At 38.6% G+C, this 23,263-nt stretch carries 20 protein-coding genes; 3 read left to right on the forward strand and 17 right to left on the reverse strand.

The window, feature by feature from the left end; all coding sequences use genetic code 11:
* Positions 1 to 11: 11 nt before the first annotated feature.
* From pfkB to OS138_RS04470, 4 genes are all read right to left on the reverse strand, one after another.
* Complete coding sequence (gene pfkB / locus OS138_RS04455; protein ID WP_002288484.1) at positions 12 to 926, reverse strand: 1-phosphofructokinase; 915 nt, start codon at positions 924 to 926, stop codon at positions 12 to 14.
* Positions 923 to 1,675 (reverse strand): DeoR/GlpR family DNA-binding transcription regulator, encoded by a 753-nt coding sequence (locus OS138_RS04460; RefSeq protein WP_002288485.1) that lies wholly within the window; start codon positions 1,673 to 1,675, stop codon positions 923 to 925. The genes pfkB and OS138_RS04460 overlap by 4 nt, the downstream gene beginning before the upstream one ends.
* Positions 1,676 to 1,831: 156 nt before the next feature.
* Positions 1,832 to 2,041, reverse strand: coding sequence for a hypothetical protein (locus OS138_RS04465; RefSeq protein ID WP_002294422.1), 210 nt, complete (start codon positions 2,039 to 2,041; stop codon positions 1,832 to 1,834).
* Positions 2,042 to 2,051: 10 nt separating this feature from the next.
* Complete coding sequence (locus tag OS138_RS04470) at positions 2,052 to 3,380, reverse strand: hypothetical protein (RefSeq protein ID WP_002324978.1); 1,329 nt, start codon at positions 3,378 to 3,380, stop codon at positions 2,052 to 2,054.
* 135 nt (positions 3,381 to 3,515) lie between these two features.
* Between OS138_RS04470 and OS138_RS04475 the strand changes: the two genes are divergently transcribed.
* Positions 3,516 to 3,671, forward strand: a complete 156-nt coding sequence (locus OS138_RS04475; RefSeq protein ID WP_002288488.1) for an SPJ_0845 family protein — start codon at positions 3,516 to 3,518, stop codon at positions 3,669 to 3,671.
* A 73-nt stretch (positions 3,672 to 3,744) separates the two neighbouring features.
* Here the strand turns inward: OS138_RS04475 and yihA are convergent, their stop codons facing one another.
* From yihA to OS138_RS04510, 7 genes are all read right to left on the reverse strand, one after another.
* The gene (yihA, locus tag OS138_RS04480; RefSeq protein WP_002288491.1) at positions 3,745 to 4,332 is read right to left on the reverse strand and encodes a ribosome biogenesis GTP-binding protein YihA/YsxC; all 588 of its coding nucleotides are present in this window, start codon (positions 4,330 to 4,332) and stop codon (positions 3,745 to 3,747) included.
* Positions 4,333 to 4,414: 82 nt separating this feature from the next.
* A complete protein-coding gene (gene clpX, locus OS138_RS04485; RefSeq protein ID WP_002294425.1) occupies positions 4,415 to 5,665 on the reverse strand; it encodes an ATP-dependent Clp protease ATP-binding subunit ClpX in 1,251 nt (416 codons plus the stop codon).
* Positions 5,666 to 5,911: 246 nt separating this feature from the next.
* A complete protein-coding gene (gene tig / locus OS138_RS04490) occupies positions 5,912 to 7,201 on the reverse strand; it encodes a trigger factor (protein WP_002292069.1) in 1,290 nt (429 codons plus the stop codon).
* A 153-nt stretch (positions 7,202 to 7,354) separates the two neighbouring features.
* Positions 7,355 to 8,287 carry a hypothetical protein gene (locus tag OS138_RS04495; protein WP_002296313.1) on the reverse strand — a complete coding sequence of 311 codons (933 nt, stop codon included), beginning with the start codon at positions 8,285 to 8,287 and terminating at the stop codon, positions 7,355 to 7,357.
* A 156-nt stretch (positions 8,288 to 8,443) separates the two neighbouring features.
* Positions 8,444 to 9,103 carry an RDD family protein gene (locus OS138_RS04500; RefSeq protein ID WP_002294427.1) on the reverse strand — a complete coding sequence of 220 codons (660 nt, stop codon included), beginning with the start codon at positions 9,101 to 9,103 and terminating at the stop codon, positions 8,444 to 8,446.
* 2 nt (positions 9,104 to 9,105) lie between these two features.
* Positions 9,106 to 10,131, reverse strand: coding sequence for a signal peptide peptidase SppA (gene sppA, locus OS138_RS04505; RefSeq protein WP_002333060.1), 1,026 nt, complete (start codon positions 10,129 to 10,131; stop codon positions 9,106 to 9,108).
* 12 nt (positions 10,132 to 10,143) lie between these two features.
* Positions 10,144 to 10,434, reverse strand: coding sequence for a hypothetical protein (locus OS138_RS04510; protein ID WP_002287827.1), 291 nt, complete (start codon positions 10,432 to 10,434; stop codon positions 10,144 to 10,146).
* Between the two features lie 408 nt (positions 10,435 to 10,842).
* Between OS138_RS04510 and glmS the strand changes: the two genes are divergently transcribed.
* Positions 10,843 to 12,648 (forward strand): glutamine--fructose-6-phosphate transaminase (isomerizing), encoded by a 1,806-nt coding sequence (glmS, locus tag OS138_RS04515; protein WP_002300367.1) that lies wholly within the window; start codon positions 10,843 to 10,845, stop codon positions 12,646 to 12,648.
* A 71-nt stretch (positions 12,649 to 12,719) separates the two neighbouring features.
* On the opposite strand, the gene glmM is transcribed toward glmS, so the two are convergent.
* From glmM to nifJ, 4 genes are all read right to left on the reverse strand, one after another.
* Positions 12,720 to 14,075, reverse strand: coding sequence for a phosphoglucosamine mutase (glmM, locus tag OS138_RS04520; protein WP_002287824.1), 1,356 nt, complete (start codon positions 14,073 to 14,075; stop codon positions 12,720 to 12,722).
* A gap of 23 nt (positions 14,076 to 14,098) precedes the next feature.
* On the reverse strand, positions 14,099 to 15,268 hold the full coding sequence (locus OS138_RS04525; protein ID WP_002294430.1) for a CdaR family protein: 1,170 nt from the start codon (positions 15,266 to 15,268) through the stop codon (positions 14,099 to 14,101).
* Positions 15,265 to 16,152 carry a diadenylate cyclase CdaA gene (cdaA, locus tag OS138_RS04530; RefSeq protein WP_002287821.1) on the reverse strand — a complete coding sequence of 296 codons (888 nt, stop codon included), beginning with the start codon at positions 16,150 to 16,152 and terminating at the stop codon, positions 15,265 to 15,267. Before cdaA ends, OS138_RS04525 begins: the two co-directional genes overlap by 4 nt.
* A gap of 188 nt (positions 16,153 to 16,340) precedes the next feature.
* Positions 16,341 to 20,033: a pyruvate:ferredoxin (flavodoxin) oxidoreductase gene (gene nifJ / locus OS138_RS04535; RefSeq protein WP_002333061.1), complete on the reverse strand. Its 3,693-nt coding sequence runs from the start codon at positions 20,031 to 20,033 to the stop codon at positions 16,341 to 16,343.
* A 198-nt stretch (positions 20,034 to 20,231) separates the two neighbouring features.
* Between nifJ and OS138_RS04540 the strand changes: the two genes are divergently transcribed.
* On the forward strand, positions 20,232 to 20,753 hold the full coding sequence (locus tag OS138_RS04540) for a DsbA family protein (RefSeq protein WP_002294434.1): 522 nt from the start codon (positions 20,232 to 20,234) through the stop codon (positions 20,751 to 20,753).
* A gap of 698 nt (positions 20,754 to 21,451) precedes the next feature.
* Here OS138_RS04540 and OS138_RS04545 read toward each other — a convergent pair.
* Together OS138_RS04545 and OS138_RS04550 are read right to left on the reverse strand one after the other, a co-directional pair.
* Positions 21,452 to 22,009 (reverse strand): hypothetical protein, encoded by a 558-nt coding sequence (locus OS138_RS04545; RefSeq protein ID WP_002294436.1) that lies wholly within the window; start codon positions 22,007 to 22,009, stop codon positions 21,452 to 21,454.
* Between the two features lie 178 nt (positions 22,010 to 22,187).
* Complete coding sequence (locus tag OS138_RS04550; RefSeq protein ID WP_002294437.1) at positions 22,188 to 22,844, reverse strand: hypothetical protein; 657 nt, start codon at positions 22,842 to 22,844, stop codon at positions 22,188 to 22,190.
* Between the last annotated feature and the right edge of the window lie 419 nt (positions 22,845 to 23,263).

Genomic DNA, 23,263 nt, shown 5'->3' on the forward strand with positions numbered 1-23,263 from the left:
CCTCCTTGAAACTAATCAATTTTTGTGATTTCAACTTCTGGCAGCAACTCATCAATCAATTCGCGAGCTGCCAAGTCATCAGAAAAAGCTGTTGCGCTTCCGCAAGCAACTCCCCATTTAAAGGCTTCGATTGGATCTTTCGTACGGCTGTAAGCCCCAATAAAGCCGGCAATCATTGAATCCCCTGCACCTACTGAATTTTTCAATGGGCGAACTAATACATTCGTTTTATAAGTTCCTTGTTCCGTGAAGAGCAAAGCACCGTCTCCAGCCATTGAGATCAGCACATTCTGTGCCCCTTCAGCTAGCAATTTTTTACCATACGGAATGATTTCTTCTACAGATTGGAAGGTTGTATTGTAAAGCTCAGCTAATTCGTGATTGTTTGGTTTGATCAACAATGGTTTCTTAACAAGTGCATTTTTTAGGTCATCACCTGTTGTATCAATCACGAAATCTGCACCTTTTTCTCGAATGATATCAATCAGTTCTTGATAAAATCCTTTTCGCAGGCTAGCCGGCGCGCTTCCTGACAATACGACGATATCTCCTTGTCCTACTGTTCCTAATGCTTGCTTCAACTCATCGATTTCTTCATCTGAAATAGATGGGCCCAAACCGTTAATTTCAGTTTCAGTATCTGATTTTAGTTTGATATTGATTCTTGTATCTTCTTTTACGGTTGTGAACAAAGACTGGATTTGTTCTTTTTCAAGCCACTTCGAAATAAATTCGCCAGTGAACCCTCCTAAAAACCCTAGTGCTGTAGATTGAGAATCGATCCGTTTCAAAATACGGGAAACATTGATCCCTTTTCCTCCAGGTAACTTGAAGTCTTCCTTCATTCGGTTCAAATCGCCTAGTTTTAACCCATCTACGCGTACGATATAATCAATTGATGGATTAAGTGTTACTGTGTAAATCATTGTATTGCCTCCTTAATTGTTGTCTTTTCACGGAATTCATTAACGAATTCTAATGGACAACGCTCGGTTATGATCGTGGCTGCTTCCAAAGGTGCAACAGAGGTGAAGGACAACTGGTTGAATTTGGTATGATCAATCAATACAAATGTCTCTTCGGAATTTTTCATGGCTAAACGTTTAACAGCTGCCTCTTCTGGATCCGGAGTCGTGAATCCTTGTTCAAGATGGGCACCGTTCATTCCCATAAATGCTTTATTAAAATGAAAATTTTTTAGTTGTTCTATCGCATTAGATCCTAAAACAGCATTAGTTGCCAGCTTGATCGTTCCACCTAAAATAATGGTAGCAAGCTCCAAATCAACTAAATTTGCCGCATGTTGAACGGAATTTGTCACTACTGTGATCTGTTTTCCTTGCAGAAAAGGAATCATTTCTAACGTAGTAGAGCCAGCGTCTAAATAAATGACATCTTCGTCATTAATGGTTTCAGCTGCCGATTTGGCGATTTGCTGTTTTTCGTGAACGTTTTTGAGTGATTTTTCACTCATATTCTGCTCAAAATTCAATAATTGCTCTTTCTTAGCTCCGCCATGAACTCTTTCTAGAAACCCACTATTCTCCAGCTCTTGTAAATCACGTCTTATCGTTGATTCAGAAGCATTCAAAAGGTTTACAAGATCTTGTGATTTCACGATTTTCTGCTGTTCAAGCAAGTCTAGGATTTTTTGTCTGCGTTCCTCTGTAAGCATTTTCACGATCACCTCAATACAAATAATAGCATATTTTTTTTCTACTCGCAATATAAATCAGTCAAAAACGTTCATAAAAATTATAAATCAGTCAAAAAAATAAAAAACCAGTCAAAAAGACTGGTTTTTTATTTTTTTGTCTATCATCAAGCCGTTTTATCGTTTTTTATTTTCGCTTCTTGTTTTTTTCATATAAACAGAAGCAGGTTTTCTTTCCTTATGAAGAAGATAATAATAAAGTCCCATCCCGCCAAACATGACCAAAAAACCGATGACTGATCGAATAGGAAAATTAGGAACAAAAAAGAGACAGACGGATAATAATGATGCCGGAACCATTATTCGATAATAGAGTTGTTTATCCATTTTCTTCACCTCATATTTTTTGTAAAGTAATCAATTGTTCTAATTCTCGGTAATCTAAAAATTGCACACGCAGATGCTGCTCACCTTTCTTGACATCGAATTGGATACTTCGCCGCTTTTTCTTTATTCGTTTGAAGGTAACATCAGAGAGTCTATGTTTGATTTCCTTTAACGGTAATTCTGACAGGGATTCTGAAGGAACATAGATTCTTAAGGATAAAAGATACTCTTGATATTTTTCATCTGTTACCTCTACTTCTAGATATTCCCTAATATAATAACAATAAGCTTCGATTCCATTATCCAAAGCAACAGTCGGATCGATAACTTTATAGCACATCATGCGCGAGCGATTCTCGTCAACCCAAGGAAAATACGCCTGAGCATTTAGTGTTCCGCGAACACGCCTTTCTTTATAATCTCCTTGTTGAATATCATAACTTTTTGTTACAAAAAATGAAGCATTCTTTTTAGGAACAGGTTGCATTTGTGCATTCTGATACTGGACAGATTGGATCGTATGGTCAGTGTAAATGTATTCAACGAATGGCGGTTTCAATAAACCGACACCATTGTCCCAAGCAAGATGATCAAACCCAAGCTGGTCCCTAAAATAGGATTGAAACATTTGATTGTTTGGCTTTTGCCAGTTAAAGGGGTCTCGATAAAGCTGGATACATATGACTTCGTTTTCTAATCCCTTCACTTTTTCTACTTGTTGGATGTCGAGAAAAATCGGTTTAGGGATGATTTGATGATAATAGCGACTATAATACATTTCCCAACACGAAGTGAAACATAAACCTTGGTAAAAAAGATCGTATCCTGGAAATTGGTTGCAATCGACTACTACTTCCCCGTTTTGTTGTTTCATTTTAGGTAAATGTTCGATTTCATCCTTTTTCTCAAACAATAGCCGTTGAGAGATCTGTTTTGTATTGTGATAGATAAACTCGCTATAAGCTCGCATATAGGCGAACACCCCATGAGCAATCATTTTTTTCTGAATGAAGTCTCGAATCAAAAATTGCTTTTCTTTGAAAACAGAGATAGACAATACATTTTTTATCAATAATTGATTATCTTCCAAGCGAAAACTACATTCGTTCTCGTCATTTCCTACAACTAACCAACTTTCGTCTCTTACCGATGCTAGCATTATTTTTTCTTGAAGCTTTCGAAGATCATACGGATCCGCTTGTTGTGTGAAAGAGCGGATAAATGTTGGCTGGATCAACAGACGTGTCAAAATAGCCCAATCGCTTATTTCCTGTTTTTTTTCTTCTTCATTTAAGTCTGTGAGCTGGATAGTCATCAATAATTTATCTTCGCCAATCATTTCCTCACCTCTTTCAAATCTTTTTATAATTTAATTATAACCAATGATAAAGAAAAACTAAAACTTTATGTCTTAGAAACCAATTTGGACGATTACATGATAGACTAAGTAAAAAGAAACAAAGAGGTGTTTACAATGGGGTTGAAATTTGAACGTACAGATAATTTAGATAAACTTTTCGAATCATTTGCTGTCGATCCGGAAAAAACAGTTGCACCAAAAGAAGAGATCGATCGATTTCTAAAACCACAGCCACAAAATGAAAAGAAAAAAGACAAGAAACAAAAGTAAGTTAAGCTCAAAAAAAGACTTACCAGCCAAACTTTTATGAAAGAGTTTGACTGGTAAGTCTTTTTTATTCTTTTTATGATTCAATTGCTTGTTCGATTGCTGCCCACGCTTCTTCTTTTCCCTGTTTTGTAACGGAAGAAAAGAGAATAAACGTGTCATTGCGATCAAAATCCAACGCTTTTTTGATTTCGCTCTCATGCTTGTTCCATTTACCACGAGGGATCTTATCTGCCTTAGTGGCAACAACAATTACAGGGATATCATAATACTTCAAAAATTGATACATCTGGATATCTTCTTGAGAAGGCTTATGACGCAAATCTACTAAAGAAACGACCGCACGTAGCTGGTCTCTAGTCGTTAAATATGTCTCGATCATCTTTCCCCATTTTGCTCGCTCAGTTTTGGATACTTTTGCATACCCATATCCCGGAACATCGACAAAATGTAATGCGTTCTCGATCAAATAAAAATTCAATGTCTGGGTCTTTCCTGGCTTACCGGAAGTACGGGCTAAATTCTTTCGATCAATCAATGTGTTGATAAAAGAAGATTTCCCTACATTTGATCGTCCTGCCAGAGCTATTTCTGGCAATTGTGTATCTGGATATTGTTTTGGTGCCACTGCACTTATGATAATTTCAGCTTGATGGACTTTCATGGTCTCTCTCCTTAACAAGGTGATGAATAAAGCAAGCGGCTGTCGCAAAAGCCAAAATGACTTTTACGGCAGCCTCTTTTCATCAACCCGCTTTTTTCTCTGAATCTTTATAGATTACTGTTGGCTCACCAGACAATTCAGCTGCTTCTTTTGTGATAATCACTTTTTCGATGTTTTCATTTGAAGGGATATCAAACATCACATCCATCATGATTTCTTCAATGATGGAACGAAGTCCTCGAGCACCGGTATTGCGTTCGATTGCTTTTTTCGCAATGGCTCTCAACGCTTCAGGTTCAAATTCAAGTTCGGTATTATCTAGAGAAAGAAGTTTTTGATATTGTTTGACTAGCGCATTTTTCGGCTCAGTCAAGATCCGTACCAGATCATCTGTTGTCAATTTCTCTAAAGCTGCCATAACAGGTAATCGTCCGATAAACTCAGGGATCAATCCGAATTTTAGTAAATCTTCAGGAATGATATGCTGCATGACACTTTCGTCTTCAGAAAGTTTTTGGTTTTGTGTACCAAATCCAATCGTCTTTTCGCCCATACGATTCTTCACAATCGTTTCGATGCCATCAAATGCACCACCTACGATGAACAATATGTTCGTCGTATCAATCTGAATAAATTCTTGATGTGGATGTTTACGTCCTCCCTGAGGTGGCACGCTTGCAACAGTTCCTTCTAGAATTTTCAGCAAGGCTTGTTGGACACCTTCGCCGGAAACGTCACGAGTAATAGATACATTTTCGCTTTTACGCGCAATTTTATCGATCTCATCAATATAGATGATCCCTTTTTCTGCACGTTCCACATTGTAATCAGCAGATTGAAGCAATTTAAGCAAAATGTTTTCTACATCTTCCCCCACATAACCAGCTTCTGTCAAACTTGTCGCATCTGCGATTGCAAAAGGTACATTCAATGTTTTTGCTAATGTTTGTGCTAAAAATGTTTTACCAGACCCTGTAGGTCCGATCAAGCAGATATTGCTTTTTTGCAGTTCAACATCATCTGTGTTTTCTTGTGCTTGCTGATTGACACGTTTATAGTGATTGTATACGGCAACAGCTAACGAGCGTTTTGCGCGATCTTGTCCAATCACGTAGTTATTCAATACTTCAAGAATTTCTAGTGGTTTAGGGACTTCAGTGAATTCGCGTACAGCTTCTTCATAAAATTCTTCATCAATGATTTCTTTACATAGGTCGATACATTCATTACAGATGTAGACCCCTGGACCAGCTACGATCTTTTTCACTTCTTCTTGGGTTTTCCCGCAAAAAGAACAGCGTACGGTCTCATTGCTACTTGGATTGTCATACATGGTCTTCACCCCTTAACTTGCAAAAAGTATGCAAGAAACTATCAAAGACTTTACAGTCTTTTACTATCATAACATAGTTTAGTAAAAAGAAAAAGTGTTTAACAAAGGATCAACTGACCTATACCTTTGCATTTTTTACTCTTAACAAAAAATAAGGAACTGTGACAAAATCGTGTCACAGTCCCTTATTTCGAATAAACAATTTTCTAGAAGTAGCTTCTTCAGAAATGATTTATTACTTGATTTCTATTCTTTCGCTTCTGTCGCTGTACCTGTGATCAATTCGATTGCTTTTTTCATTGTCACATCATGTTCCAGCATATCTTCTGTCAACACGCGTTTGATTTGTTCGATTGGCATGTTGTATGTTTCTGATAATTCTTGGATTTCTGCATTGATTTCTTCTTCTGTTGCTTGAAGATTTTCAGCAGCTGCAATTGCTTCGATCACAAGATTTGTTCTTGTGCGCATTTCTGCTTCACCTTCGAATTGTTTATGCAAGTCTTCTTCTGTAGAACCAGTTAATTGATAGTACATTTCAGGAGAGATACCTTGACGTTGCATGTTGTTCAAGAATTCGTCCATTGAACGATGTACTTCATCATGAACCATCACGTGTGGCAATTCAACGATTTCTGCGTTTTCAACAGCCATACGGATCGCTGCTTCATCTTTTGCATCGTCCGCTGCTTTTTCTTTTGTTTCTACTAATTCTTTGCGATATTTTTCTTTCAATTCGTCTAATGTTGATACTTCGTCATCAACATCTTTTGCGAATTCGTCATCTAATTCAGGCACTTCTTTTGCTTTTACTTCATGGATTGTCACTTTGAAGACTGCTTCTTTTCCAGCAAGATCTTCTGCTTGATAATCTTCTGGGAAAGTTACATTTACATCTAGACTTTCACCTGATTTATGACCAACTAATTGATCTTCAAAACCTGGAATGAATGAGCCTGAACCTAATTCAAGTGAGTAATTTTCGCCTTTTCCGCCATCAAACGCTTCGCCATCTACAAAGCCTTCGAAGTCGATTACTACTGTATCGCCATTTTCAGCTGCAGCATCTTCTTTGATAACTAATTCAGCTTGTGCTTCTTGTTCACGTTTGATACGTGCATCCACGTCTGCATCTGTTACTTCACGGTCTTGTTTTTCAACAACTAGATCTTTATATTGTCCTAATTTTACTTCTGGTTTCACTGTTACTTCAGCAGTGATTACCCAGTCTTGACCTTTTTCCATGCTTTCAACATCGATTTTTGGTTGAGAAACAGGATCGATGCCAGCTTCTTTGACAGCAGCTTCATAAGCTTCTGGTAATACAGCATTCAATGCATCTTCATATAAAGCTTCTTCACCGTACATACGGTTGAATACTTGACGAGAAACTTTCCCTTTACGGAATCCAGGTACGTTCAAGCTTTTTTTCACTTTATTAAACGCAGTTGTTAATCCTTTTTGGATTTCGTCTTGCGCAATCGTAAATTTTAAAACACCATCATTCGTGCCTTTTTTTTCAAATGTTGCAGTCATTTAATTCCCTCCGAGTTTAGAAATTCATTTTATACATCAAAAACGTTTCATGCATACCTTTAAATAGTACACTAACCCTTTCAAATTGTAAACATATTGAATGGATAGAATCCTTGTTTTTCATAACATTTTTATCTTTTTCACTGATAAAATCTAATGGAAGAAGATCATTTGCTGCAAAATTTTTTCTCTTTTTTTTAAAAAATCTTGTTTTTCATCTTCTGTACCTTCATACATCGTTTTTCCTGTACACGCCTCTACAGTCAGTTGAAACCAGCGCTTCGGGTCTTCGATATATGTATCATAGACAGGATAAACAATTGCAGATTGCAACGTGAATTCTTCTTTTAACACGGAACTAAGCAGCGCATCTTCATTCCCGTAACGATCTGAAAATACACATAATTGCTGGTAACTTGCCTGCTGCTGCGGCTTTGGCAGATCTTTTGGTATGACTTTGACTAACTTTTCTTCAATCGTCAAATAGAAAACAGGATGGCATTCGTTCAATTGCCTAAGTGTCTCCAGTAATTTTGCCCTTGCTAAAATATGGACCTCTGGCGATACAATAAGTTTACTCGCTGTTTGGATAAACTCATGATAAGGAAGCTGTTCGATCTCATCAATAGACGCAAGCTGACGTGCAGGTTCCAACGAAGGAAGTTCCTCCGATTTATTGTGGAGTGCCTTGATCTTCTGCCTCTCCATTTGTCCGGATAATTCTTCTGCAAATTGGATTTTTTCAATGACCCGCTGCTCGAAAGCTTCATAAAAATCTGTACTTGCTATCAATTTTCTAGCATATAAAAAATCTTGTGTACTGATTAACAAGTCAAAATAAAATTCAGCAAACTCCTCATTTTGAAGATACTGTTTTTCATGCAAGAGTGCTTGCTTCAATGCTTCTTTTTTCTCGTCCAACTCGTAAAGACAAAAAACAAGCAGGCTATTAGCCTCAAAGCTTTCTTTCAACTCGTAAGCTCGTTGAAATAATTCTTTTGCCTGCTGATATTGCTGGTTTGCTAGTGCTTGTTGTGCTACTCGCATTAAATTCTCATATTTTTCTGGAAAATCAATCGGCTTCACGCAGTGTCCTCCTCTTGCTCATGTTCAGCTCATGTTCAATAGTAGCAAAACAAAAAAAGCATGACAATTAAAAATAACTGAAGCACCCTCTAAAAGCTAGATTTTAGATCTGACTTTTAGAAGGTGCTTTCAACTGTTACTGCTTTTTATTGCTCATCAGCTGTTGACTTCCTGGTTGAATGCTTTGATCAGATTGATCGTAACAACACTTGTATTAGTGAAAAAATCGCCCAGATGTTGCTTTTTCTGATTAAAGATTGCTGGAAGATACCCTAACATCAGCAAAGGAAATTTTAGAATGAACCGGCAAGCACCTTCTCTAACTAAAACGGTTGACCAGCTAAGTTCTTCTTCATCAAAGCTGATGACTCGAATACCAAAGATCATTTTCCCAATCGTTTGGCCATGATTGAATTTCGTCAATAAAATAAAATACGCTAGATAAATAAGTAAAGCTGTGAATCCGTAGAGACTCAGATAAGAATCTGAAAAATTAAGCCAACCTAGATTTTTGGCAATACCAAGTGTTAAACGCGTAATAGCTCCGATACACAAAAGATCGACCAAGAAAGCAAACATTCGGATAAAAAAACCTGCATAGAAATACTTAGGAAAATCATTTGCTTTCGGCGGTTCATTTCTTGTGTCCGTATACTTTTTCCATTTACGTTGTTTCTTTTTGATTTCTTCGGGCGTCAAAGGCTCTCTTTCAAAAGAGCTCAGTACCTTTTGGGAAAAGTTGGAGTCAGGTCCTACAGCAGGCTGCTGTTGCTTATCTTTTTCTTGTTCCTTATTTTCATTTGAAAGCTCTGACATGCTTACTCACCTCCGTAATAATACATTGCTTTTGGTGATTCCGCTGTCCCTAGATTCTCAAGAACGGATAAGATCTGACTAGTCTCAGAAGGCTTCAATCCCTGGAATTCTGCTAGTTTACTTCCTAACCATGTACTAGCAAACCCAGATGGCGCGGAAGAATATTCTACTAGTTCCGCATCTTCAAGCTGTTGTTCCTTTCGCATAGCTTTTAAAGCATCTTCAGGAAATCCCAATTCATCGACTAAACCTACTTCTTTTGCTTGGACACCATCATAAATCCTTCCATCAGCAATTTTTTTGACTTCTTCTTCAGATTTATTCCGTCCCTCGCTGACGATTGCTACAAAACGACTATATGCGCTGTCGATATATGCTTGAAGCACCGTTTCTTCTTCTTTTGTCTCTGGTCGCGTTCCTGAACCCATATCTTTCAATGCTCCGCTTTTAACTGTTGTATCTTCCACACCCAGTTTTTCTAGAAGTCCTGAATAATTCAATCCTGACATGATCACACCAATTGAGCCGGTCACTGTTTCTTCTGTTGCAAAGATTTTATCTGCTTGAGCAGAAATATAGTAGCCACCGCTAGCTGCCATGTTTTTCATGCTGACATACATTGGGATATCATGTTCTTTACGAATCGTATCCAATTTCTTAGCGATTTCCGCACTTTCGTAGACACCGCCACCAGGAGAATTTACTTCTAAAAAGATACCTTTGACTGTTGGATCTTCTTCAATCGCCTTCAGTTGTTCCATAAAATTTTTATGATTGTAACCTTCAGAAGCAAATAAACCTGAAGACCCTCCCGCAGCAATCGTTCCATCTACTGATAATTTTACGATTTTTTGCGTACTGTCTCCCTCTTCCAACACATTTGGAGCTAGTTCTTCATCCCCATATAACCAACTGTTCAATCCCTCAATTTGATCGTTTTCCTGAGGCTTAGTCAAACTAGCTGAAACTAACGAAACCACAAATAATCCTGCAGCAATCAGAACTGCTGCCCAACGTCTTTTATTCATTCTTTCTCCTTTCTAATACAAGTTTTTTATGACGATCACAGTTTCTGACTGCTCAGAAGTGTCGAACCGCTCTGCTTTTTCTTCCCGCGCATACCCGGAAAACGACTCTTTTGTCAATTCATCTTCTACCGTAAACTCACGAGCTTGAGCAACTTCCAAGGCATCAGGTGCGATTTCTTGGATGCTATCCCAGCCAGTATCTAAAAATATTTTCGTATCATCTGATACACCAGCTGATGCTTCGAATTTGGACAATTGTTTTTTTAACATTCCCAGTGTCATGATCTCAATTTTTGAATCCATTTTTACTCCTCCTCTATCCGATTACTTTCTATTGTACCGAACTCCTGAAAAAGATGATAGATAAAAACCCATTATTTTTTGACATAAAAAGAGCATTTGACAAAGCATTTGATATATACCAATTTATTTTTTATTCTTTTTTTGTTGACAAGAACATTCGCAAAAGGTTATGATTTTAAATGTTTCCAGATAAAAAACAAAAAGGAGGATAGTTATACCTTTTAGGATAGCGCCAGGTCTGTGTAAACAGATGACGAGGAGAGGGTTTATCGAAAGATTCGGCGGATGGCCCTAGGGACTGCACTCTACAGAAAATCCACAAAAAGTATCTGCAAAGATAAAACAAAAGGATTTTCCTGCAGCTGGAAGCATTCATACGAATTCATTATAGAAAGTAGGATGTTTTTTATGTGCGGAATTGTTGGAATGATTGGTTTAAAAAATGTAACACCAGGATTGATTGACGGTCTAGAAAAATTAGAATACCGTGGTTATGATTCAGCTGGTATCTTTGTCTCAGATGGCACAACTGATTATCTGGTCAAAGCACAAGGCAGAATTCAAAATTTGAAAAACAAAATAAATATTGATACTACAGGAAATATAGGTATTGGTCATACACGTTGGGCAACTCACGGGCAACCTTCTGAAGAAAACGCCCATCCACATACTTCCCAAAGTGGACGCTTCGTGCTCGTTCACAACGGCGTAATCGAAAACTTTGAAGAACTTAAAATTGCTTATTTAGCAAATGACCACTTTATTGGTGAGACCGATACTGAGATTATCGCTCATCTAATTGAAACTTTCGCGAAGGATACTACAACGCAAGAGGCGTTTTTGAAAGCTTTGCGGGTCATCAAAGGTTCTTACGCTTTCGCTTTGATTGATCGGACAGCACCTGATGTTATTTACGTCGCTAAAAATAAAAGTCCACTATTAATCGGACTCGGCGATGGATTCAATGTGATTGCCAGCGATGCAATGGCTATGCTTGCTCATACGAAGGAATTCGTTGAGATTGAAGATAAAGAGATGGTTACTGTCACATCAGAAAAAGTTATTATTCAAAATTTTGCAGGTGACATCGTAGAACGTTCTTCATTCGAAGCACAAGTAGATGCTTCAGATATCGAGAAAGGTACCTATCCTTTTTATATGCTGAAAGAAATCGACGAACAGCCTATTATCATGCGTCGTATCGCTCAAAAATACGTAACAGAAGACAATCGTGTCTCTCTTGATCAAAAGCTGGTCGATACATTGTCTGATAGCGATCGAATCTATATCGTTGCTTGCGGAACTAGTTACCATGCGGGGTTAGCAGGTAAACAGACTTTGGAAAAATTGACACAGATCCCTGTTGAGGTTCATTTAGCCAGTGAATTTGGCTATAACACACCTCTTCTTTCAAAAAAACCATTCTTTATTTTCTTGAGTCAAAGTGGCGAAACAGCAGATAGCCGCCAAGTTCTGGTAAAAATCAACCGTCTCGGCTACCCTTCACTTACGATTACAAATGTTGCTGGTTCTACTCTTTCGCGGGAAGCATCCTTTACACTGCTATTGCATGCTGGACCCGAAATCGCAGTAGCATCAACGAAAGCTTATACTGCACAAATAGCTGTACTAACTTTATTAGCCAAAGCTATCGGTGATAAAAAAGAATTTGAAACTTCTCTTGTATTCGATATCACTCATGAATTGAGTTTAGTTGCTAATGCGATGGAATCGGTCATTGCCCAAAAAGATTATTTAGAAGAGTTGGCAGAAGTATATCTCAGCGATACAAGAAATGCCTTTTACATTGGACGTGGCGCTGACTACAACGTTTCTCTTGAAGCTGCTTTGAAATTGAAAGAAATCAGTTATATCCAGGCAGAAGGTTTTGCCGCTGGCGAATTGAAACATGGAACGATTGCTTTGATCGAAGAAGGAACACCAGTGATCGGAATCATCAGTGAAGAAGTGACTGGTGCGCATACTCGAGGAAACCTGAAAGAAGTCGAAAGCCGTGGCGCTAAAACATTAGTTATTGTCTCAGAGGGATTAGAAAAGGAAAGTGACCAGCTGGTGCTACCAACTGTCCACCCTTATCTAACTACTCTAACGACAGTCGTACCGACTCAATTACTTGCATATTACGCAACGCTATTACGGGGATTCGACGTTGACAAACCACGTAATTTAGCGAAATCAGTGACAGTAGAATAATAAAAGAACAAGGACCAGTGTCAGACATCTGACACTGGTCCTTGTTCTTTTATTTTTTATGAAAATATCTCTTAATCCAGTCCAATTTCTTCTTTGACTACTGCTGCGATTTTATCGACATAGTAATTGACTTTCTCATCAGTAGGCGCTTCTGCCATCACTCGAAGTAATGGTTCTGTACCGGAAGGACGAACTAGGATTCTTCCTTCTGATCCCATTTCAGCTTCTGCCTCTTCAATCACTTTTTTGATTGCCGGAACATCCATCGCACCGTTTTTATCACTTACGCGGATATTCACTAATTTTTGCGGATAGATTGTTACCTCTGCTGCAAGCTCTGATAATTTCTTACCTGTCTGTTTCATGATATTCAGTAACTGAATTCCTGAAAGCATCCCATCTCCAGTTGTGTTAAAATCTAAGAAAATCATGTGCCCAGACTGCTCGCCGCCAAAGTTATAATCGTTTTTGCGCATTTCTTCTACAACGTAACGATCACCAACTTGTGTAACGACATCTTTCAAACCGATTCCTTCCACCGCTTTGTGGAATCCTAAGTTACTCATGACAGTCGTAACGATCGTATCTTTTTTCAACCGATTTTTTTCTGCCAAATATTTAGCACAGATAAACATAATTTTATCACCGTCGACGATGTTTCCAAGTTCATCCACCGCAATAATACGATCGCCATCGCCATCGAAAGCTAGTCCAGCATCTGCTCCTTTTTCAACGACCATCTCAGCTAAACGTTCTGGATGGGTAGAGCCTACGCCGTCATTGATATTTAACCCGTCTGGATTTGTGCCCATTGTATAAAAATCTGTTTCAAGATCGGCAAACAAACGATTAACACTTGTTGAAGTTGCTCCGTTTGCTGCATCGACACAAATGGTCAAACCGGAAAGGTCACCGTTGATCGTTTGTACAAGGAATTGAGAATATTTCAATAAGCCTTCTGGAAATTCTTCTACAGTTCCCAATCCTTCAGCTGATGGACGAGGCAATTCATCCACTTCAGCATCTAATAATGCTTCAATTTCTAGCTCTTGGTCATCTACTAATTTAAAACCATCTGCACCGAAAAATTTGATTCCATTATCTTGTGCTGGATTATGAGAAGCAGAAATCATGACCCCTGCGCTTGCTTTTTGCAAACGTGTCAGATAAGCAACACCTGGTGTAGAGATCACACCTAGCTGGAACACTTCGATACCCACCGATAAAAGTCCTGAAATCAGCGCTTCTTCTAACATTTGACCTGAGATTCTTGTATCCCGCCCTACTAACACGCGTGGGCGTTTTCCTTCTTCTTCATGCTGGCTTAGGACATAACCTCCGCACCGTCCCAGCTTAAATGCAAGTTCTGGCGTAAGTTCCTTGTTGGCTTCACCGCGTACGCCGTCTGTTCCAAAATATTTACCCATAGTTGTAAAATTACTCCTTTAACTTAATTTTCTGAGGAATTTGTTCTGCTCATTTGCGTTGATTCGCTTGTTTCTGATGTTTCTTCTGTACTTGTGGTCGAGCTGCTTGTCCCAGATTCCGAACTGGAAGAAATGGTTGTTGTCGATGGTTCCGTTCCTGAATCAGCAGATGAAATACTTCTACTCGTACTTGTATTTTCTTGTGTCCGACTGCTCGTCGAAGCAGAGCTACTGCTTGACGTTTGCAACACGGGTGTAATCTCCACACTAACTGATTCGGGCTTGATACTTAACCCCTCTTCTACTGGTATTTCAATTTTACGAGTTGTTCGATGATTGATACCTGAGACATTGATCGGTACAGCAATACTGTCACCGATCGATGCAAGCAAATCGCTAGAGCCGCTTACTTCTGCTTCCAGTTTTGAAAAACTGAAATCATAGCTTTCTACCCCGGCAGCTGGTGTTCCTTGCTGTATCCCATAAAGTCGTACCGACTTGCTTGGCTTGATTGAATCAGCTTTCACTGTTACTTGCACTGGATCAGAGACGATACTTAATACTTCCCCTGCTGCATTCAGCGCCTGTATTGGGACCTCACTATTAATCCCATCATCTGTGACCATCGAAGCGTCCACATCAGCTACTACTCGTTTGATTTCTGCCAATGTTTTGTCACCTGTAGTGATAGAGACTTTTTTAGGACTAACGGAAGTATCATCAAGTTCATATCCAGATGGTGTGAACGTTGAAGGAATCAACGTTTCCACATCGAAATCTTTTATTACCTTTTTCTCAACCGTTACTGTAATAGTCGATGGTTCGATCTTTGCTGTGACAGCACTGCTCAAATTTTGAATTTTTAGCGGAACTTCATGTGTTCCTTCGCCCAGCTTAGTGATATCTGCTGTGACGCGGAACATACGTGTATCTTCGTTTGCCTCTGCATTCAACTGAACTCGGTTTGCACTGGAAAGTTTGACAGTCACTGCATTTTCATATCCATGGATATAGTAGCGCTTTGAATCATAAGAAATCTTGATCGGCACCCCAGTAACTGTTTGATTATACGCTTCATTTCCAGAAAGCGTATTTGGAACGGACTGGCCATTTGCATTGAAGTACAGCGCAATACTGAACAGCAATGCAATAAAACTGTAAAGAATGCTTGTCCGTTTCTCTTTTGAGATCATTTGCGATCCCCTCCCTTAGTCATACCGTCTAGGAAAGATTGAATCACGTTTTTCTTGTTTTTTGTTTTCTCTTCAGCAATTAGTTCTCTACGCAAGATTGCCAAATATTCTTGCTGGGATAAGCCAGCCATCAGTTCATTATCTAACGTGATGCTGACGTCCCCGGTTTCTTCAGAGACAACGATGGTAATCGCGTCGCTGACTTCGCTTATACCGACAGCTGCCCGGTGTCGAGTCCCGAATTCTTTAGGGATCAACATACTTTCTGATAGAGGAAGATAGGCGCTTGCTACTGCGATCTTTCCTTCTTTTACAATAACTGCACCGTCATGCAGCGGTGTATTAGGAATAAAGATATTGATCAGCAGCTCCCCAGTGATATCTGCATCTAAAGCAATCCCTGTCTCAATATACTCATCTAATCCAGTATGACGTTCGATAGTGATCAACGCACCGATTTTTCGCTTGGACATATATTGGATGGCTTTGTCAAAAGACAAGATCATCTTCTCATCTTCCTGCTGTTCGCTTTTTGATTGTTTGAAAAGCGAACTGCGTCCAAGATGTTCCAGTCCTCTCCGGATTTCCGGCTGAAAAATCACGATAGCAGCTATCACCCCGTACGTAATGACTTGGTTCATCAGCCAAGACAAGGTGTGCAGACCAATGATTTCCGCTACGATTCGGATAACAATAAAAATAGCTACACCTTTCAGAAGCTGAATCGCTTTTGTGCCTCGCAACAGTTGGATCAGTTTGTATACAAGATACCAGACAACCAGAATATCAAGTATGTTCACCAAAAAATTCAGAGAGAACAAGTCACCGGAAAACATTTGCTGCCAATAGTCCAAATTAAAAAGTTCCCCGATTTGAAATGACATAAAAAGCCTCTCTTCTCTTTTGAGATTTCCTCTCTAGTATATCATATGTTTTAATTTTAGAGGCTGATCTGCTCGTATTTTTCTTGAGAAAAACGCATAATTTTCAAGAAAATTGCAAGTATGCGTTTTATTTTTCTCTGCAATAAATATTTTTAAACTTCAGAGAATTATTCATTATATTTTTTCTGTTATTTTTCCTTTTTTTCTTTTGTAGCTTGTTCCATTTTTTTACGTCGTTCTGCTCTGGCAGCTCTTCTAGCAGCTCTTCTTTCTTCTGCTTCAAGGTCCGTCGTTTTTTCTTTTCTAGTCTTAACGGGTACATCGATAGATTCCTCTGGTTCAAGTCGTTTCTTGATTTTTTCTAATTCTCCCGTCAGTGCAGCATAGTTGTAAAAACGTGTTTTAGCGTCGTGGACAGTCTTTTCAAATAAAGCTTTTGCAAGATTTGGATTTGCGTTCTCTAGCGAGGAAAAACGAACTTGTTTCCTCATGAAATTAGGCATAGTAGAAAAATCAGGTTTTTTGTAGTCCAAAGTCATTGGGTTCTTGTTTTTTTCGACCATTGCAGGGTTATATCGATATAATGACCAATAGCCAGAAGAAACAGCTTCTTTTGCTTCTTTAAGCGATTCTTTCATTCCACCAAGCAAACCATGTGTGATACAAGGCGTATAGGCAATGATTAGAGAAGGTCCAGGATACTTTTCTGCTTCTTCAAATGCCTTGATCGTTTGCATTTGATTGGCACCTGAAGCAATTTGCGCCACATAAACATTTCCATATGTCATCGCCATCATTCCTAGATCTTTCTTTGAAGCATACTTTCCACTAGCCGAAAATTTAGCGATTGCCGAAGCTGGTGTTGCTTTTGAGGTTTGACCGCCAGTATTGGAATAGACTTCGTTATCCAAAACAAGGATATTCACGTCTGCTCCGCTGGCAAGTACATGATCGATCCCGCCAAAACCAATGTCGTAAGCCCATCCGTCTCCACCAATCATCCATTGGCTGTTTTTTACGAATAGATCCTTTCTCTTGTATATATCCTCCAGTTCAGGGACAATTGATCGTTCGCTTTCGATCGCAGCTTGCAGTTTTGCTGCTCTTTGCTGCGTTCCTTCACTCTCAAACATGTGTACCAACCAGTCTTCCATCAATTCTCGTAGTTCTTCTGATACTTTTGGCAATACTTCTTTGATTGAACTTGCCAAAGCCTCGCGACGAGTCTGTGCCGCTAGAAGCATACCATAACCAAATTCAGCATTATCTTCCAATAAAGAATTTGACCATGCAGGCCCTTGACCACATTCATTGGTCGTATAAGGAGAAGCAGGAGAAGCACCGCCCCAAATAGAAGAACAGCCTGTCGCATTCGCGATCATCATTCGATCACCGAACATTTGTGTCAATAATTTTACATAAGGTGTTTCGCCACAGCCTGAGCAAGCGCCCGAGAATTCAAGAAGCGGTTGATTGAATTGTGTAGACAAGACAGTATTCTTTCCTTTGACTGGATTTGCTTTTTGTCTTAATGTCATTGCAAAAGCCCAATTCACAGCTTGTTCTTTCTGTTCTTCATAAGGCTTCATCACTAAAGCTTTTTCTTTTGCGGGACAAGCCTCTACACACAGACCACAACCTGTACAGTCTTCCACTGAAACTTGGATACGGTATTTTACGCCGTCTGCGCCTCGCATTTCTCTCACGATAAATCCTTCTGGCGCTTCTTCCATTTCCTCTTCATCTGCTAAAAATGGACGGATGGCAGCATGAGGACAAACAAAGGCACATTCATTACACATCGTACAGCGATCACTAATCCACTGAGGTACTTCTAAAGCGACGCCCCGCTTTTCCATAGAAGCCGTTCCTAAAGGCATTTCGCCAGTTGTCATTCCATTTGCTACAAGTGTACCAACAGAGAGTTGATTTCCTTCCTGTGCATTCACTGGTTCAAGTATTTCTTGTACATAACCAGTGTTCCTTTTATTGATTTTTTCAGGCATCTCCAACGTTCTCCAATGGTCTGGGATCGCGACTTGATGAAGCAGTTCGGTCGTCCGATCGATTGCTTGTATGTTTTTTTCTACGATAGCCATTGATTTATGTCCATAGCTTTTCAGGGCTTCTTCTTTTAGCAGCGGAATCACCTCATCAAAAGGAATGATGTCAGCTAATTTAAAAAATGCCGTTTCCATTGCGGTATTGATCCGGCGTCCCAAACCGACTTCTTGGGCCAATCTCATGGCATTGATCGTATAGAATCTAATGTTATTTTCAGCCAAGTAACGTTTTAATTTTAAGGGCAGATGCGTTTCTAATTGTTCGTCGCTCCAAAGAGTATTCAATAAAAAAATGCCACCTGGCTTCAATCCTTTGACCAAGTCATAGCTATGCAGGTAAGCTGGTGTGTGACAGGCAACAAGGTCCGCATGCTCGACAAGATACGCAGAACGTATCGGCGTATCTCCAAAACGAAGATGAGAGACAGTTAGACCGCCAGATTTTTTCGAATCATAATAAAAATAGCCTTGCGCATATTTATCGGTGTGATCTCCAATAATCTTGATAGCTGATTTATTTGCTCCGACTGTTCCGTCAGATCCAAACCCCCAAAACTTGGCCTGGAATGTTTGCGGTTCTGTCAAATCCAGACTTTCCTTTGGTTCCAAAGATTGATAAGTCACATCATCAACGATCCCTATGGTGAAACGTTTTTTGCGTATGCTTGGGTCTTTTTGCAATTCATCAAAAACTGCTGAGATTTGGTCGGGAGTCACATCTTTAGACCCCAATCCGTAGCGACCACCAATAACAGCCGGGCGAAGTTCAGAATCATATAATGCACTTTGAACGTCTAATAAGAGAGGTTCTCCACCTGCCCCTGGTTCTTTACTTCGATCAAGAACAGCAATTGTTTTTACTGTATGAGGCAACTTTTGCACGAATGTTTCCACTGGAAAAGGACGATAAAGATGGATATTCAAAAAACCTGTTTTCCGTCCGTTTGCATTCAAGTAATCAATCGTTTGTTCAATCGTCTGTGCAACTGATCCCATAGAAACAATGACTTCTTCCGCATCGTCTGCTCCGTAATAAGTCACCAAGTCATAAGAAGTTCCTCGTAATCGGTTGATCTCTTTCATATATTTTTGAACGATTTCAGGTAATTTATCATAATAGGGGTTGATCGTTTCCCGTTGTTGAAAATGGATGTCTGGATTCTGGTTCGTACCACTAACAGTCGGATGATTGGGATTCATCCCTCGTTTACGAAATGAAGCTAATTTCTCCTGATTGATCAGAGGAGCTAATTCTTCATATTCCAAAACTTCGATTTTTTGAATCTCGTGACTCGTACGGAATCCATCAAAGAAATTCAAAAAAGGTACTTCTCCTTCAATAGAAGCAAGATGGGCAACAGGTGCTAAATCCATCACTTCTTGTACACTGCTTTCAGCTAACATAGCAAATCCTGTTTGTCTTGCAGCCATCACGTCTCCGTGATCTCCGAAAATATTCAAAGCATTTGTCGTCACTGCCCGACTAGCAACGTGGAAAACACTTGGCAGTAGTTCCCCAGCAATCTTGTACATATTCGGTATCATCAAAAGCAGCCCTTGAGAAGCGGTATATGTAGTTGTCAGTGCACCAGTTTTCAATGATCCATGGACCACACCAGCTGCTCCTGCTTCGGATTGCATTTCTACTACTTTTACTGGTTGACCGAATACATTTTCTTTTCCTGCTGCTGACCATTGATCTACTAATTCGGCCATGGTCGAACTGGGTGTTATTGGATATATTGCAGCAATCTCGGTAAATGCATAAGAAATATATGCGGCTGCCGTATTGCCATCCATTGTTTTCATTTTTCGCATGATTCATCATCCTTGTTCATATTCTCTCTTATTATCTGTTCCATTATAACGTAAAACATTCCATTTTTTTCTTTTATTTATAAAAATATTTTACATATATCTATTTGAATTGGTCATCTAATTTTTAGACAAACAGTCTAAATCGTTGCCTTTTTTTGTCAGACATGTATAAACTATAAGCGAAAGAGGTGTTTTAACATGGATATATCAGTGATTGATGCAACGAAAACAAATACACAAAAAGGAATCCTTTATGGTTCATCGAATGCTCCTAAAAAAATGGTCGAATTCATCAACTTAGCTTGTCCGTATTGCCGACAATGGTTTGAAGAATCTTATGAGCTATTAGAAGAAGCAGTCCAAAGCGGGCAATTGCAGCGAGTGATCAAATTGTTCGATAAAGAAAAAGAAAGCTTGCTGCGAGGGAACGTGATGCACCGGTATCTCACAATCAGCGATGGTCAAAAAGCGATCAAAGAGATCAAACAAATATTCGATACTCAAGACGAGTGGAAACATCTTTCTCTCCAAGAAGTAGCGGATTTTGCAGTAGATAAACTAAAGCTGACAGAACTAAAAGACGAACAGCTGAGCCAAGCTGTCATCAACGAAGCTGAGCAAGCACATATTCGATTTGTTCCAACTGTCATCTTGGGTAAAGAAATCTTTGATGAATCTATTTCAATAAAGGAATTAAAAGAATTGATCCAAACAAAATAAAAAAATAAGGAGCGTGGGACAAAAGTAAAGAACACTTTTGTCTCACGCTCTAAACACGTATAAACGGCGGAAGCAGAAGCAACTCCTTCTTATTTCTTGGAGTTAAACGCTTCTGTCCCAACCTCCTTATTCCGAATAAATGGTGTCCAAAAGCTTGCATCTGCCAGATTATCTCATTTCTTATGACAAGCTGAGCAAATTATCTCCACCAAATAATTTATTCATATTTTTGACTTGCGCATACTAACTAATTCTTAAATTTTCATACAAAATTTCTCAATTCCCCTTAACGAGTAATATTTATGTACGGTGATTCTCACTAGTATCCCAATCACTTTTTAAGTTATCCCGATTTCAATTCTACTTCAAAAATAGTTGCTTTTATGTATGCTGTTAGTTGATTAGATGGTCGTTTGTTGAGCTAGGTCGTTTATTTTAAACAAGTTATTTCTTTAGCTTATACCTATCTCGTCTACCAAATGCAAGATGGCAAACACAAATGCATACGCATCTATATTTGCCACTTTGATTCGTATAAAGCTAACAACTCTTAACTCCTCTCATCTAATAGTTGCTCTCTTTTTTATTCAGATTCATTTTTGCTGATCACATCCTAGTATTTCAATGGTTTTGAACACTAAACCAAATTGTTCCATTACAACATTCACTGGCTGATGAAATGGATTAGCAGATTTCGATTATTCAAAACGATTTTCTATTGGTGGATCGTGTTCCCAACTAACAAGACGGATTCCAAACCTATCGTACAGATCTTCTAAACCACTTATAAATTTTGCACCTATTTCAGGTGTTTTATTGCGTGGATATTCTATTGTTACGCCATTAAATGGATACCAATTAGGATTAGGCTCTCTTTCTTTCTGTACATCTCCCATAAAATAGTTAGCACTTTCTGGGACATAAGATATTCTTCGACCATCCTCTAATTCATCTAATAAGATATTTCGTGATCGTCTATCACTTGCTAAATGTAGACGCCACGTGCGATACCATGCCATGCTGCCTGCATCTGCAGAAAATCCATCAAATAATGCAACAATTGTATCTTCTATCACAATCCTTTCCCCATCTACTTCATATTCTAATCTAAAATCAAACTCCCCTCGGGTAATTTCTGGCCTTGGTGGCTTAGGACCCAATATTATTCTACTTAAAACCGCATTCGTTCCCAGATGAAACACAGCTATAACAACAATAATGATTAATATTTTGTTTCTATTTGATAAATTTCTCATTATTCGCAAATCACCTCTACATTCTCACATACTAGTTCGTAATACTCCTTTAATATCAAAATATCTACTGATCGTAATAATATTCGCTATGAATTCCTACTACTCGTATAAGAAAGGCCAAATCATCAGCTTTTACTTGCTGATGATTTGGCTTGTTTCTATTTATCGTAATTGTTTTCTAATCACCAAAATTGTTAACAATCGGTTCAGATATTTCCCAATTCACTAGCCTTATATTATATTGATTTAACAATTCTTCTTCATTTATTGTATTTTGATCAAGCGGACCAAATTGTTCTAATAATTCTTTGTCATGTAAAATATCCCTTCTAATAATGCCTCTTTCCCTTTCAATGAAAGAAGCACTAGGAAAAGTATGATTATAACCATTCAACCTATCTCCCATGTAATAATTAGCAGGTCCTGGAAAATAAAATATTTGCTTATTATCACTAACTTCTAACAGCAACACTAAATCTTCTCCGCTGGCTAAACGACTTGTCCATCTACGATATCTCCCTATGCCTTCGTTCATTCCAAATCCATCAAATTCAACTATTAACGTGTCTTCTATCACATGTAATTCTTCATTCAATTCATACTCAAGTCTAAAAGGAAATTCTCCATATGTAATCTCTGGCAATGGTGGTGCTGGAGTTCTCCAAATAAATACAATAACTGTGAATAGAAAAAATCCAACGATCGATATAAATGTTATGAGACCTGCTCGAAGTAAAACCCGATATAATAAAAATGCTGTATTTCGCTTTGCTATATCTAGAAAAATAAAAAGTACTGCAATCATAATGATAGTAAAAGTTGTAAAAAAACGCATTTTTGCCCTCCCTTTATAAACATCGATTCTCAAATTCTAAACCAAATCTTGGTAGTTCAAGTTCAGGTATAACGTATTCCAACCATACATCTCAATTACTATTTATGAACTTATGATTATCACTGAATAAATCACTCCATCCCCTTGTTAAAACTTCTACATTAATTACACCTGGTTGTTTTCGACTAGCTAATCCAATGAACTTATCAACCATCCTTATCCACCAACCACGAGAATCTTGACCAGAAGTAAGAAGAGCAGTTCTCAAGGATGATCGAGCAGTTCCTTCCAGTTTTTTAATTAATCAGGCCAGTTATAGATAAATACTTGATCTTATCTATATCAGGACTTCTATATTAAGCAAAAATTTATGTACAAAACTAAAATCTTCATTCAGTTGTCTCCCCGCTTTTTATACG

The sequence above is a fragment of the Enterococcus sp. E5-37 genome (assembly GCF_035726925.1).
In the GTDB taxonomy this organism is placed as follows: Bacteria; Bacillota; Bacilli; order Lactobacillales; family Enterococcaceae; genus Enterococcus_B; species Enterococcus_B faecium.

What these genes read in the sequence shown, in the direction of transcription:
- pfkB (WP_002288484.1), bottom strand. Translation starts at nt 926, where the DNA reads ATGATTTACACAGTAACACTTAATCCATCAATTGATTATATCGTACGC.
- OS138_RS04460 (WP_002288485.1), bottom strand. Translation starts at nt 1,675, where the DNA reads ATGCTTACAGAGGAACGCAGACAAAAAATCCTAGACTTGCTTGAACAG.
- OS138_RS04465 (WP_002294422.1), bottom strand. Translation starts at nt 2,041, where the DNA reads ATGGATAAACAACTCTATTATCGAATAATGGTTCCGGCATCATTATTA.
- OS138_RS04470 (WP_002324978.1), bottom strand. Translation starts at nt 3,380, where the DNA reads ATGATTGGCGAAGATAAATTATTGATGACTATCCAGCTCACAGACTTA.
- OS138_RS04475 (WP_002288488.1), top strand. Translation starts at nt 3,516, where the DNA reads ATGGGGTTGAAATTTGAACGTACAGATAATTTAGATAAACTTTTCGAA.
- yihA (WP_002288491.1), bottom strand. Translation starts at nt 4,332, where the DNA reads ATGAAAGTCCATCAAGCTGAAATTATCATAAGTGCAGTGGCACCAAAA.
- clpX (WP_002294425.1), bottom strand. Translation starts at nt 5,665, where the DNA reads ATGTATGACAATCCAAGTAGCAATGAGACCGTACGCTGTTCTTTTTGC.
- tig (WP_002292069.1), bottom strand. Translation starts at nt 7,201, where the DNA reads ATGACTGCAACATTTGAAAAAAAAGGCACGAATGATGGTGTTTTAAAA.
- OS138_RS04500 (WP_002294427.1), bottom strand. Translation starts at nt 9,103, where the DNA reads ATGTCAGAGCTTTCAAATGAAAATAAGGAACAAGAAAAAGATAAGCAA.
- sppA (WP_002333060.1), bottom strand. Translation starts at nt 10,131, where the DNA reads ATGAATAAAAGACGTTGGGCAGCAGTTCTGATTGCTGCAGGATTATTT.
- OS138_RS04510 (WP_002287827.1), bottom strand. Translation starts at nt 10,434, where the DNA reads ATGGATTCAAAAATTGAGATCATGACACTGGGAATGTTAAAAAAACAA.
- glmS (WP_002300367.1), top strand. Translation starts at nt 10,843, where the DNA reads ATGTGCGGAATTGTTGGAATGATTGGTTTAAAAAATGTAACACCAGGA.
- glmM (WP_002287824.1), bottom strand. Translation starts at nt 14,075, where the DNA reads ATGGGTAAATATTTTGGAACAGACGGCGTACGCGGTGAAGCCAACAAG.
- OS138_RS04525 (WP_002294430.1), bottom strand. Translation starts at nt 15,268, where the DNA reads ATGATCTCAAAAGAGAAACGGACAAGCATTCTTTACAGTTTTATTGCA.
- cdaA (WP_002287821.1), bottom strand. Translation starts at nt 16,152, where the DNA reads ATGTCATTTCAAATCGGGGAACTTTTTAATTTGGACTATTGGCAGCAA.
- nifJ (WP_002333061.1), bottom strand. Translation starts at nt 20,033, where the DNA reads ATGCGAAAAATGAAAACAATGGATGGCAATACGGCAGCCGCATATATT.
- OS138_RS04540 (WP_002294434.1), top strand. Translation starts at nt 20,232, where the DNA reads ATGGATATATCAGTGATTGATGCAACGAAAACAAATACACAAAAAGGA.
- OS138_RS04545 (WP_002294436.1), bottom strand. Translation starts at nt 22,009, where the DNA reads ATGAGAAATTTATCAAATAGAAACAAAATATTAATCATTATTGTTGTT.
- OS138_RS04550 (WP_002294437.1), bottom strand. Translation starts at nt 22,844, where the DNA reads ATGCGTTTTTTTACAACTTTTACTATCATTATGATTGCAGTACTTTTT.